Raw genomic sequence first — 12,215 nt, forward strand, 5'->3', positions numbered from 1 at the left:
CCGTCGGCGCCTCGCGTGCCGCCGTCGACGCCGGCTGGTACCCGCACAGCAGCCAGGTCGGCCAGACCGGCAAGCAGGTCTCCCCGCAGCTGTACATCGCGGCCGGCATCTCGGGCGCCATCCAGCACCGGGCCGGCATGCAGACCTCGAAGACCATCGTGGCCGTCAACAAGGACCCCGAGGCCCCGATCTTCGAGCTGGTCGACTACGGCGTGGTCGGCGACCTCTTCCAGGTGCTGCCGCAGCTCACCGCCGAGGTGAAGGCCCGCAAGGCCTGATCCCGCGGAAAGGTTCGGAGGGCGTGGCGCCGGGTGCTCGGTGCCACGCCCTCTGTCGTCCCCGGAGCACGGCGGGCGGGGCCACGGCCCGTAGAGTCGGCGCGAACGTGTGACGTGCGGGCATGAGTCGACCTCATGCCGGGGGGCATGAGGTGAGCTCATGGCCTGAACGCGTGACGTGCGACGGCATGAGGTGAGTTCATGGCCCGAACGCGTGACGTGCAGGACGTGCGTGACGTGACGTGACGCGACAGCGTGGGACGAGGGCGAGGACGGTGGCATGGCACTGCTGACGGCACTTCAGGGCGGTTTCGGCGACGCGGCGGACGCGCTGCGGATCGACGGCAGGGCGTTCTCCCGGGAGGAATTGCTGGGCGCGGCGACCGCCGTCGCGGACCGGGTGGCCGGTGCCCCTGCGCTGGCGGTGCTCGCCCGGCCCACCGTCGAGACGGTCACCGCCGTGGTCGGCGGCCTGCTGGCGGGCGTTCCGGTGGTGCCGCTGCCGCCCGACTCGGGCCCCAAGGAGCGCGAGCACATCCTGCGGGACTCGGGTGCGGCGCTGCTCGCGCACGCCGTCGGGGAGGCGCTGCCCGAGGGCGGTTCGGTGACGGGCCTGCCGGTCGACCCCCTGCAGCGCTCCACCACCACCTACGCCGAGCCGGCTGCGGATTCGACCGGCTTCGTGCTCTACACCTCAGGCACCACCGGCGCGCCCAAGGGGGCGGTCATCCGGCGCGCGGCGATCGCCGCCGACCTGGACGCCCTGGCCGCTGCCTGGCAGTGGACCGCCGAGGACACCCTGGCCCACGGCCTGCCGCTGTTCCACGTGCACGGCCTGCTGCTCGGCGTGCTCGGCGCCCTGCGCACCGGCAGCCGGCTGGTGCACACCGGGCGGCCCACCCCGGCGGGGTACGCGGCGGCCGGCGGCAGCCTGTACTTCGGCGTGCCCACCGTCTGGTCCCGGCTGGCGGCGGACCCGGAGGCGGCGGCCCGGCTGGCCTCGGCCCGGCTGTTGGTCTCCGGCAGCGCACCGCTGCCCGTACCGGTGTTCGAGAAGCTGGCGGCGCTCACCGGGCACGCCCCGATCGAGCGGTACGGGATGACCGAGTCGCTGATCACCGTCAGCACCAGGGCGGACGGCGAGCGGCGCCCGGGCAGCGTGGGCCTGCCGCTGGAAGGGGTGCGCACCCGGCTGGTCGGCGAGGACGGCACGCCGGTGCCGTGCGACGGGGAGACCGTCGGTGAGCTGCAGGTCTCCGGTCCGACGCTGTTCAGCGGCTACCTCAACCGGCCGGACGCCGACGCCGAGGCGTGGACGGCGGACAGCTGGTTCCGCACCGGCGACGTCGCGGTGATCGGGGCGGACGGGTTCCACCGGATCGTCGGCCGGGCCTCGGTGGACCTGATCAAGAGCGGCGGCTACCGGATCGGCGCGGGCGAGGTGGAGGCCGCGCTGCGCGACCACCCGTCGGTCGCCGACGCGGCGGTGGTCGGCGTGCCGGACGAGGACCTCGGTCAGGCGATCGTCGCGTACGTCATCCCGGACGGTGCCGTGACGGGGGAACAGCTGACGGCGTTTGTGGCGGAGCGGCTCTCGGTGCACAAGCGGCCCCGCCGGGTTGTGCTGGTGCCCGAACTGCCCAGGAACGCACTGGGAAAGGTGCTGAAGAAGCAGTTGCTGGCGGAGGCCGGCGGCCGGTGATGAGGGGGCGTCGGACGCCTCCCCGGTGACGGGTGTTCACCCTGATGCGCCGTCGGTGCTGACCGCCCGTGACCCTCCCATTGGCGCACTCCACTGCGCGCCGTGAGCGGACGCGTGCCTACCGTGACGAGCAGGCAGAACTGAATCCCTGAGCGACACGCCGCGGCCTCCGGTCGCACGGCCGGAGGCCGCGGCACGTCGGGCGGGGATCTGCCGAGTCGTACGAACCGGTGTTGCCGGGGGCGTACGGCGGGTTCGAAGCAGTTCCGCAGCCGCCCGTCCGGCGGTAGTCCGCAGCGATTCGCGGCGATCCGCAGCGATTCGCTGAGATCCGCAGCAGTGAAGGAAGTCAGCAGGATGACCACCGTCAACACCGGCGCACCGGATGCCGCCGACGAACCGACCGCGCAGCAGGTTGCTGCCACCGCCCGTTCCTCCCGTCCGTCCCGGGCCGCGCGGCTGCGCCGGGGGATAGGCATGGTGGCCGTGATCGCGACCGGAGCGGGTGTGCTCGGCCTCGGCACCGGTGTGAGCCCCGCGGTTGCCGAGACCGCGCCGGCGCACGCCGGGTGGGACGGCTCGCGGTACTGGTTCAAGAACAGTCAGGGACAGTGGCGCTGGACCTCGCACTACAGCGTGTACGTGGCGCGGACCGGGGGCGGGACGCAATCCGCGGCCAAGTCCTCGAGCGGCACGAAGTCGAGCGGGGGGATCAAGCAGGGCTGGGACGGCTCGCGCTACTGGTTCCGCAACAGCAAGGGCGAGTGGCGCTGGACCTCGCACTACGACATCTACCTGGCGCGGACCGGGGGCGGCTCCTCCTCCGGCTCCTCGGGCTCGGGTTCGTCCGGCGGCTCGGTGGCCGCGAACCCGGACGTCGAGACCGCCGTGCAGTACGCGCTCGCCCAGCTGGGCAAGCCGTTCCTGACGGCGGGCAACGGGCCGAACGGGTACGACTGCTCGGGCCTGGTGCAGCAGTCCTTCAAGCGCGGCGGCATCAGCCTGCCGCGGGTCGCCAACGACCAGTACGAGGCGACCACGCCGATCACGGCGAGTCAGCTGCGCCGCGGTGACCTGCTGTTCTGGTCGCCGGACGGGACCGCGCGGGGCATCCAGCACGTGGCGATCTACCTGGGCAACAACCAGTACGTCGAGGCCGCGCGGCCGGGGACCAACATCAGGATCTCGGGGATCAGCAGCGGCTACTACCCGGCGTACATGGGGCGGCCGTAGCGCGGTCGCGGGTTCGCGGGTCCGCACGTCGGGGGCGCCTGATCGGGTCGGGCGCCCCCGACGTGCGCTGTACCGGGGGCGGTCGTTCGACGCGCGGTCAGAGGTCCGTCGGGCGGGGGAGGGCACCGCGGGCGCCGAGGGCGGTGACGGCGAAGGCCCCGGCGGCGACGGCGGTGGCGGTCGCGGCGGGAAGGTCGGTGCCGCGCGCGAGTTCTGCGGCGAGGGCGCCGCAGAAGACGTCGCCCGCTCCGGTGGTGTCGACCACCCGGACGGCGGGGGCGGACAGCCGGCTCAACCGTCCGTCCGCGGCGACCAGGGCGCCGTCGCCGCCGAGGGTGATCACGACGCCCTCGGCCTGGGCGGTGAGGGCCCGGGCGGCTTCGGTGACGTCGGCGGCCCCGGTGAGCTGGCGGGCCTCGACGGCATTGGCGACGACCAGCGGACGGCGCCCGGTCGGGCCGACGTCGGGCAGGGTTCCCGCGGGGGCGGTGTTGTGCAGCCAGCGGGTGGCGCCGGAGGGGCCGGCGGGGGGCAGGGCGGCGGCGGTCGCGCGGATGCACGCCGCCGGGACCTCGTTGCTGGTGAGGACCACGTCGACGGGGAGCAGGCGGAGGCGCGCCAGGGCGGCGGTCACCTCGTCCGGGGTGAGGTGCGCGTTGGCGCCCGGGACGACGACGATGCTGTTCTCGCCGGAGGGGTCGACCAGGACGATCGCCTGACCGGTGGGCGCGTCGGGGTGCGTGAGCACGGCGCCCGTCCCGACCTCCGCGCCGTGCAGATCGTCGAGCGCCGCCTCGCCCTCGGCGTCGCGCCCGACCTTGGCGACCAGGTGCGTGGCCGCGCCCATCCGGGCCGCCGCCACCGCCTGGTTGGCGCCCTTGCCGCCGAAGCCCTGGGCGGCGGCGTCGGCGAGGACGGTCTCGCCGGGGGCGGGGAGCACGGGGCAGCGAAGGATCCGGTCGGTGTTGACCGATCCGATGACGACGACTCGGCCTACGGGCAGCAGCTTCATCGTTCCTCTGTACGTGCCGGGGGGCGGGCGTGGCAAGCAGGCGTGGCAAGCCGGTGGGGCGAGCCGGTGGGGCGACCGGGGGGGCGCCGGCTGGTGGGCGGGCCTGGGCAGGGTGTTGCCGGGGTGTGCGCGGCGGGCAGGCGCGCGTGGGACATCGGCCCGCCCGAGGTCCTGTGCGTGCGTGATGGTGAAGGGGTGCAATTTTGAGGTAGACCGGTCTGCATACTTCCGGTTGCAGGCGGCTGGCCTGGGCACATGCCGCTGTCACGGGGCAGACCGGGGCACGCGAGCGGGCGCGACGAGGAGGCATGGGGAGCGGCGTGGCGCGGGTACCACCACGGGTGGCGCTGGTTCGGCTGACGGGGGCGCTGCCCGGTGCGAACGGCATCGGGGGAAGTCGAGGGGCAGGGGACGTTGTGATCGTCTGGGTCAATGGCACATTCGGGGCGGGCAAGACGAGTGCCTGCCGCGAGCTGGTGGAACTGCTGCCCGGGAGCGTGCTCTTCGATCCCGAGCTGGTGGGCTTCGGTCTGCGCCGGATGCTCCCGGCCGACCGGCTGGCGACGGTGTCCGACTTCCAGGACCTGGCGGCCTGGCGTCGGCTCGTCCCCGAGACGGCGGCCGCGCTGCTCGAGGAGGTCGGGGGCCCGCTGGTGGTCCCGATGACCCTGCTCAGAGAGGACTACCGGGACGAGATCTTCGGCGACCTCGCCTCCCACGGGATCGCGGTGCACCACTTCGTGCTGGATCCCGAAGAAACGATCCTGCGTGAGCGCATCGCCCATCGCGAGGAGTGCCCGGGCGACCCGGAGGCCAGCGAACGGGTCCGGACCTGGTGCCTCGAGCACCTGCCCCGCTACCGCGCCGCCCGCCGCTGGCTGGTCGGGGACGCCCGGATGCTCGACACCGGCGAGCTCACGCCCCGGGAGACCGCCCTCCGGATCGCCGAGCTGGTCCGGGTCGGCGCCGCCCGCTGCCCGATCGTCCAGAGCCCGGACCCGACCGGGGACACCGTGGCCTCCGCCGTCCTGCTCTTCGACGAGCAGGACCGCGTCCTGCTCGTCGACCCCGTCTACAAGCCCGACTGGGACTTCCCCGGCGGCGTGGTCGAGCGCGGCGAGGCCCCCACCGACGCCGCCCTGCGCGAGACCGCCGAAGAGCTGGGCCTGCGCCTCGACCCGTCCGGGCTGCGCCTTCTCGCCGTCGACTGGGAGCCGCGCACCGGCCCGCGCCGCGGCGGCCTGCGGCTGATGTACGACGGCGGTCTGCTGGACGCGGCGGGCCGCCAGAACCTGCTGCTGCAGCAGGAGGAGCTGCGCAGCTGGCGCTTCGTCACGCTGGACGAGGCCGCCGAACTGCTGCCCCCGAGCCGGTACCGGCGCCTGGCGGCCGCCCTGGACGCCCGGCGCAGTGGCGAGCTGCGGTACCTGGAGGCGGGGTGCCGGGTGGCCGTGGGGCTGGCGAGCGCGGCGGACGCGGCGTAGGCGGCGTAGGCGGGCGGGTGGCCGCGGTGTAGCCGCAACACCGGGGTCGCCGGGCTGTCGGGGTCGCTGAGCTGTCGGGTTCGCCCGGCCACCGGGTTCGCCGGGCCGTCGGCGGGGGCGGGAGGATGGGGGCATGCCGTTCACGCTGAGCCACCCCGCCGCCGTCCTGCCCCTGCTGCGCCGCGCCGGGGTGCGTGGGCCGTTGGTCGCGTCGGCGCTGGTCGCCGGGTCGATGGCGCCAGACGTGCCGTTCTTCGCCGAGTCCCTGCTGCCCGGGGTGTACGCCCACGGTGGGCTGACGCACAGCTGGTGGGCGGTGCCGACGCTGGACGTGGCGATCGCCGGCGCGCTGGTGGCCGGCTGGCACGGGCTGCTGCGCGGACCGCTGGTCGCGCTGCTGCCCGAGCGGTGGGCCGGTGGTGCCGAGGCGCTGACGGTCCGGCGGTCCGGCACGGGTGCGGAGGCCGGGGCGGTCTGGTTCGCGGCGTCCGCGGCGATCGGCGCGGCCACCCACGTCGGCTGGGACGCGTTCACGCACGGCGGGCGGCTGGGCGTCCGGCTGCTGCCCGTACTGGACCGGTCGCTGGCCGGGGTGCCGATGTACGAGGCGCTGCAGTACGGCAGTTCGGCGCTCGCGCTGGCGGCGATGGGGGGTTGGGCGGCGCGCGCGGTGCGGGCGGTCGAGCCGGTGCGGCCGGCCGTCGGGCTCGCGCCCCGGACGCGGCGGGCCGCCGTCGCGGTGCTGGGCGCGGCGACGGCGGCCGGGGTGCTGCACCGGCTCAGCCCGTTGAAGCGCAACCTGGTGCCGGAGGTCTGCTTCGGGGCCGGGGCCGGGCTCGCGGTGGGCGCCGTCGGGTACGCGGCGGTGGTGGCGGCCGCCCGCCGGTTGCGCGGCGGGCGGCCCGGACCGGGGGCCGCGAGCGGCAGCCCCCGGCCCGACGTCCGTCAGACGGAGCGCAGTTCGGCGTAGCGGCGGAGGAAGAGGGCCTCGGTGAGGGCCATCCGCTCCAGTTCCTGCGGGTCGAGGCTCTCGTTGACCGCGTGGATCTGGGCGGTCGGCTCCTCGACGCCGATCAGCACGATCTCGGCCTGCGGGTAGAGCGTGCGCAGCGTGTTGCAGAGCGGGATCGAGCCGCCCTGGCCGGAGGCGACCATCCCGGTGCCGAAGGCCTCGGCCATGGCCTCGCCCATCGCCTCGTACGCCGGGCCGCTGGTGTCGGCGCGGAACGGGGCGCCGGAGCCCTGGCGCTGGACGGTGAGCCGGGCACCGAGCGGGACCTTCGCCTCCAGGTGGGCCACCAGCGCGTCCTGGGCGGCGGAGGCGTCCATGCCCGGCGGGACGCGCACGCTGATCAGGGCCTTGGCGGCGGCCTGGACGGAGGAGGTCGCGCCGATCACCGGCGGGGCGTCGATGCCGAGGACGGTGACGGCCGGGCGGGCCCAGAGGCGGTCACCGATGCTGCCGGTGCCGGTCAGGGCGACGCCGTCGAGCACCTTGGCGTCGGCGCGGAACTGCTCCTCCGGGTACTGCACGCCCTCCCAGGTCTGGTCGGTGTTCAGTCCGGCGACCGAGACGTCGCCGTTCTCGTCGTGCAGCGACGCGAGGATCCGGACCAGGGACTGCAGCGCGTCCGGGGCGGCGCCGCCGAACGCACCGGAGTGCAGGTTGCCGGCCAGGGTGGTGACCGAGGCCTCGACCACCGTCATGCCACGCAGCGAGGCGGTCACCGTGGGCAGGCCCGCGGCGAAGTTGCCGGTGTCGCCGATGACGATGGCGTCGGCGGTGAGCAGCTCGGGGTGCGCCTCGGCGTAGCGCTCCAGGCCGCCGGTGCCCTGCTCCTCCGAGCCCTCCACGATGATCTTCAGACCGACCGGATAACCGTCCCCGTACACCTGGCGCAGCGCCCGCAGGGCGGTCAGGTGCATCAGGATGTTGCCCTTGCAGTCGGCGGCGCCGCGCCCGTACCAGCGGCCGTCACGCTCGGTCAGTTCGAAGGCGGGGCTGAGCCAGGCGTCCTCGTCGAGCGGGGGCTGGACGTCGTAGTGCGAGTAGAGCAGGACGGTCGGCGCGCCCTCGGGGCCGGGCAGCTCGGCGTAGACGGACTGGGTGCCGTCCGGTGTGTCGAGCAGCCGGACGTTGGTCAGGCCCTCGGCGGCGAAGGCGTCGGCGACCCAGCGCGCGGCCTTCTCGCACTCCTCGACCGGGAACTGGCGCGGGTCGGCGACCGACGGGAAGGCGACCAGCTCGGCGAGGTCGGTGCGGGCACGGTCCATCAGGGACCGGACGGCGTCGGCCAGGGGCTGTGACATCGGGGCTCCGAAGGGATGGGTCCGCCCGCGGGGTACTGCGGGCGGAGGGGGCTGTTGGGGTACCGCCGATCATAGGGGGAGCGGAATCGGGGCCCCGGGGGCCGGGCGCCCGACCGGCCGGGTGCTCGGCCCCCGGGACGGCGGATGGGGGCGGAACCGTGCGGCGGGCTTCGGGTGGCGCGGCGTCCGGCGGGGCGGGCGGACGCATAGGATTGCTCGACGTGACTGACTCCGGAAGCTCCGATTCCCGTAGCGAACTCGACAGCCCGCTCGACAGCCCGCACGACGGGACGGCCACGCCGCACGACGGGACGGCCACGCCGCACGACGGGACGGCCGCTCCGCTCGACGGGACGGCCGCTCCGCTCGACGACGCGGCCTCGCCGCCGGACGGCGTCTGGGACGTCGTGGTGGTCGGCGCCGGACCGGCGGGCGCCTCGGCCGCGCACGCCGCCGCCGTCCAGGGCCGCCGCGTGCTGCTGCTCGACAAGGCCGAGCACCCCCGCTACAAGACCTGTGGCGGCGGCATCATCGGCCCCTCCCGGGACAGCCTGCCGCCGGACTTCCGGCTGCCGCTGCAGGACCGGGTGTACGCCGTCACCTTCGCGTACGACGGGCGGTTCACCCGGACGCGGCGTTCCCAGCGGATGCTGTTCGGCCTGGTCAACCGGGACGAGTTCGACCTGCGCCTGGTTCAGGCGGCCAAGGCGGCCGGGGCGGTGCTGGTCACCGGAGTGACCGTCACCGGTGTCGAGCAGCGCGGCGGCGAGCACCGGACCGCGCTGGTGACGGCGGCCGACGGGCGCACGTTCGAGGCCCGCGCGGTGGTCGGCGCGGACGGAAGCGCGAGCCGGATCGCCCGGCACGTCGGCGTCACCTTCGACCAGATCGACCTCGGCCTGGAGGCGGAGATCCCGGTGCCCCCGCAGGTCGCCGCCGACTGGGCGGGCCGGATCCACCTCGACTGGGGCCCGCTGACCGGCAGTTACGGCTGGGTGTTCCCGAAGACCGAGACCAGCAGCCTGACCGTCGGCGTCATCTCGGCGCGCGGCGACGGCGAGCGGACCAAGCAGTACCTCGCCGACTACATCCGGCGGCTGGGCCTGTCCGGCTTCACCCCCAGGGTCGAATCCGGGCACCTGACCCGCTGCCGGGCCGAGGACTCGCCGCTCTCCCGCGGCCGGGTGCTGGTCGCCGGCGACGCGGCCGGACTGCTGGAACCGTGGACCCGCGAGGGCATCTCGTACGCGCTGCGCTCGGGCCGACTGGCCGGCGAGTGGGCGGTGAAGGTCGCCGAGGCGGGCAACGCGGCTGCGGTGCGGCGCGAGGCGCTGAACTACGCCTTCGCCATCAAGGCCGGGCTGGGCGTGGAGATGCGCGCGGGCAAGCAGCTGCTGGGCGCCTTCGAGCGGCGGCCGTACCTGTTCCACGCGGCGGTCTGCCTGGTGCCGGCGGCCTGGCGGGCCTTCGCCCGGACCACCCAGGGGCACACCACCTTCTCCCAGGTGCTGCGGCAGTACCGGGCGGCGCGGAAGCTGACGTCCATGGCGTCGCGTTAGGGCCGTCGGGCCGTCGGGCCGTCGGGCCGTCGGGTTGTAGGGTTGTAGGGCGGTCGGGTTGTAGGGCGGTCGGGTTGTAGGGCCGTCGGGTCGTTGGGCCGATGTGGGGCCGGTGCTCCTCCCGGGTGGAGGGGCGCCGGCCCCGTTTGCCTTGCATGGTGGGCTAGTTGTTCCGACTGGTGAGCCTCGGGGCGGGCGTGTGGGCGGGCGTCCGGGCGGGCGTGCGGGTCACTTCAGCCCGGTGTCGAGGGCGGTCATGAGCGTGCCGGACGGGGTGTCGCCGGACATCTCCCAGATCATGCCGCCGAGCAGGTTCTTCGACTTGAGGTAGGCCGTCTTCCGGGCGATCGACCAGGCGTCGTCGAAGGTCCACCACTGGCCGCCGGCTCCCGTGTAGCCGTACGTCGCCATGGACTTGGGATCGTGGAAGACGGTGAGGCCGGAGACGCTGGTGATCAGGTTGTGGTACCCGCGCGTGCCGGCCTCCTCGGCGAACTGGCCCGGTGCGGCGCCGCCCGCGGACTGCCAGACCCCCTTCGCACCGCCGTCCGCCACGCCCTGCCAGCCGCGCCCGTAGAACGGGAAGCCGATGGTGAGCTTGCGCGGGTTGACCCCGGCGCCGAGGTAGGTCCGGACGGCCGCGTCCACGCTGAAGTGGACGTCGTACGGGTCGTTCGGGTCCTGGTAGAGGTTGGCCTGGTGGCCCGTGCGGTTGGGCTCCCAGGAGTTGTCGCTGCCCGAGCCGTGGAAGTCGTAGCCCTGGACGTTGGCGATGTCCAGTGAGCCGAAGATCCTGCTCAGGTCCCAGCCCGCGGCGACCTTCGCCGGGTCGGCCGGGGTGAAGGCGGTGAGCAGCTTGTGCGAGCCGCCCGACGCGTCGAGCTGCTTGCGGAATTCGGCCAGCAGCAGGGTCAGGTTGGCCTTGTCGTCGGCGCTCCAGTGGTTGCCGGCGTGGCCGTCGCCGGAGCCGGGCCACTCCCAGTCGAGGTCGATGCCGTCGAAGATCCCGGCCGCCACGCCGTCACCGCCGGCGCCGTTGTAGACCGGCAGGTTGCCCTTGATCCAGGTGTCGACGCAGGACTTGACGAACTTCTGGCGGGAGGCGTCGGTGGCGGCGACGTCCGAGAAGTACTTGGAGTAGGTCCAGCCGCCGAGCGAGACGACCACCTTCAGGTTCGGGTACTTGGCCTTGAGCTTCTTCAACTGGTTGAAGTTGCCGCGGAGTTTGCCCCAGCCGTCGTCGGCCACGCCGTCCACCGACTGGTCGGCGCTCATCGGTCGGGCGTAGTCGGCGTCGGCGTCACCGGCTCCGGTGCCCTGGTCCGGGTCCTGCGGGTTGGCGGTGGTGCCCTTGGTGACACCCGAGAGACAGGTCAGGTTGACCGGATCGATGTTCTCGAAGGCGTAGTTGATGACGTCGAGCTTGGCGGCGCTGCCCGAGGTGTCGAGGTTCTTGGCGAAGTACTGGCGGCCGTAGATGCCCCACTGGACGAAGTAGCCGACCCGGGCGTACTTCCCGGCGCCGACCAGGTCCGAGGTGGTGGCGGTGAGCGGGGCGGAGGCGGGCGAGACGTTGTCGGCGGCGTCGCGGGCCTTCACGGTGAAGGTGTAGGTGGTGGACGGCGAGAGGCTGCCGACGGTCGCGGTCAGCGTCTTGCCGGTGACCGTCGCCACCGGGGTGCCGCCCTGGTAGACGTCGTACGCGGCGACCCGGACGTTGTCGGCCGCGGCGTTCCAGGCGAGCGTCACGTCCGTCGAACTGACAGCCGTGGTGCGGAGGTTGGTGGGCGCGGTGGGCGGGACGGGGTCGGTGGACGGGTCGAAGGTGGCGCCGGTGACGGGCGCGCTGAGCGGGCCGGTGTTGCCGCGGCTGTCCTTGGCGCGGACGGTCAGGGTGTAGGAGGTGGCCGGGGTGAGACCGGTGACCAGGGCGCCGGTGGTCGGGCCGGAGGCGAGGACGGTGCTGCCGTTCAGCACGTCGTACGAGGCGACCGGGAAGTCCCCGCCGGTGGCGGACGGCCAGCTCAGGGCCAGCGTGTGCGCGGTGGACTCGCTGACCGTCGGGGCGCCCGGGGCGGACGGCGGGACGTCCGGGGTGCCGTCGCACTTGTCGCCGTTGATACGGCAGTTGAGCGGGGTGGAGGCCGGGCCGCTACCGACGAACCAGAAGCTGTACGGCTCGGTGGTGCTGTGGGCGTTGACGGTGGAGTTGTAGAACGCGGCGGTCGCGGTGACGTGCCGTCCGTTGACGGTGGCGGTGCCGTTGTAGCTGTTGCCGATGGTGACGCCCGCCGGGAGGTCGAACTCCAGGGTCCAGCCGGACACGGCGGTCGCGTTGTCGTTGTGGACGATGTAGGTGCCCTGCCACCAGGAGCCGTTGTCGGCGGTGGTGAAGGTGGCGGTGAGCTTTCCGGCGGCGTTCGCCGGGGCGGCCAGCACGGTGAGCGTGGCGAGGGGGAGGAGCAGGACGCTGAGCAGTGCGAGCAGTCTGCTGCGCACGCGTGGGCGTCCGGCCCGGGATCGAGCGGACATGGTTCTCCCTGCGACTGTGGGGGTTGGAACAGGGTGATGTAGAACCGGGGGTGATACGTGTGCGATCGGCGCCTGTGCCGTGGGGGGCGGTGGCATGGGCACTGT

The 12,215-nt window shown here is 73.9% G+C and carries 9 protein-coding genes; 6 read left to right on the forward strand and 3 right to left on the reverse strand.

Annotated elements, in window-relative coordinates; all coding sequences use genetic code 11:
- The 3 genes from ACZ52R_RS34420 to ACZ52R_RS34430 form a co-directional block, all read left to right on the forward strand.
- A partial coding sequence (locus ACZ52R_RS34420; protein WP_402416855.1) for an electron transfer flavoprotein subunit alpha/FixB family protein occupies positions 1-278 on the forward strand: 278 nt, incomplete at its 5' end.
- A gap of 280 nt (positions 279-558) precedes the next feature.
- Positions 559-1,980: an acyl-CoA synthetase gene (locus tag ACZ52R_RS34425; protein WP_465664658.1), complete on the forward strand. Its 1,422-nt coding sequence runs from the start codon at positions 559-561 to the stop codon at positions 1,978-1,980.
- A gap of 357 nt (positions 1,981-2,337) precedes the next feature.
- Complete coding sequence (locus tag ACZ52R_RS34430; RefSeq protein WP_360509810.1) at positions 2,338-3,213, forward strand: C40 family peptidase; 876 nt, start codon at positions 2,338-2,340, stop codon at positions 3,211-3,213.
- Between the two features lie 97 nt (positions 3,214-3,310).
- Here the strand turns inward: ACZ52R_RS34430 and ACZ52R_RS34435 are convergent, their stop codons facing one another.
- Positions 3,311-4,225, reverse strand: coding sequence for a PfkB family carbohydrate kinase (locus ACZ52R_RS34435; RefSeq protein WP_465754775.1), 915 nt, complete (start codon positions 4,223-4,225; stop codon positions 3,311-3,313).
- A gap of 416 nt (positions 4,226-4,641) precedes the next feature.
- On the opposite strand from ACZ52R_RS34435, the gene ACZ52R_RS34440 reads away from it, so the two are divergent.
- Positions 4,642-5,709, forward strand: coding sequence for an NUDIX hydrolase (locus tag ACZ52R_RS34440; RefSeq protein WP_465626480.1), 1,068 nt, complete (start codon positions 4,642-4,644; stop codon positions 5,707-5,709).
- A gap of 133 nt (positions 5,710-5,842) precedes the next feature.
- The gene (locus ACZ52R_RS34445; protein WP_465626482.1) at positions 5,843-6,679 is read left to right on the forward strand and encodes a DUF4184 family protein; all 837 of its coding nucleotides are present in this window, start codon (positions 5,843-5,845) and stop codon (positions 6,677-6,679) included.
- Here the strand turns inward: ACZ52R_RS34445 and ACZ52R_RS34450 are convergent.
- Positions 6,655-8,019 carry a M20/M25/M40 family metallo-hydrolase gene (locus ACZ52R_RS34450; RefSeq protein ID WP_465626484.1) on the reverse strand — a complete coding sequence of 455 codons (1,365 nt, stop codon included), beginning with the start codon at positions 8,017-8,019 and terminating at the stop codon, positions 6,655-6,657. The genes ACZ52R_RS34445 and ACZ52R_RS34450 overlap by 25 nt on opposite strands.
- Before the next feature lie 407 nt (positions 8,020-8,426).
- On the opposite strand from ACZ52R_RS34450, the gene ACZ52R_RS34455 reads away from it, so the two are divergent.
- Positions 8,427-9,578 (forward strand): geranylgeranyl reductase family protein, encoded by a 1,152-nt coding sequence (locus ACZ52R_RS34455; protein ID WP_360509821.1) that lies wholly within the window; start codon positions 8,427-8,429, stop codon positions 9,576-9,578.
- Positions 9,579-9,806: 228 nt separating this feature from the next.
- Here the strand turns inward: ACZ52R_RS34455 and ACZ52R_RS34460 are convergent, their stop codons facing one another.
- Positions 9,807-12,110, reverse strand: a complete 2,304-nt coding sequence (locus ACZ52R_RS34460) for a glycosyl hydrolase family 18 protein (protein WP_465754776.1) — start codon at positions 12,108-12,110, stop codon at positions 9,807-9,809.
- Positions 12,111-12,215: the final 105 nt, after the last annotated feature.

It is taken from the genome of Kitasatospora sp. NPDC034023 (assembly GCF_055575795.1).

Bases quoted from the DNA above. Each gene is read 5' to 3' on its own strand.
- ACZ52R_RS34430 (WP_360509810.1), top strand. From the start codon at position 2,338: ATGACCACCGTCAACACCGGCGCACCGGATGCCGCCGACGAACCGACC.
- ACZ52R_RS34460 (WP_465754776.1), bottom strand. From the start codon at position 12,110: ATGTCCGCTCGATCCCGGGCCGGACGCCCACGCGTGCGCAGCAGACTG.
- ACZ52R_RS34425 (WP_465664658.1), top strand. From the start codon at position 559: ATGGCACTGCTGACGGCACTTCAGGGCGGTTTCGGCGACGCGGCGGAC.
- ACZ52R_RS34450 (WP_465626484.1), bottom strand. From the start codon at position 8,019: ATGTCACAGCCCCTGGCCGACGCCGTCCGGTCCCTGATGGACCGTGCC.
- ACZ52R_RS34435 (WP_465754775.1), bottom strand. From the start codon at position 4,225: ATGAAGCTGCTGCCCGTAGGCCGAGTCGTCGTCATCGGATCGGTCAAC.
- ACZ52R_RS34445 (WP_465626482.1), top strand. From the start codon at position 5,843: ATGCCGTTCACGCTGAGCCACCCCGCCGCCGTCCTGCCCCTGCTGCGC.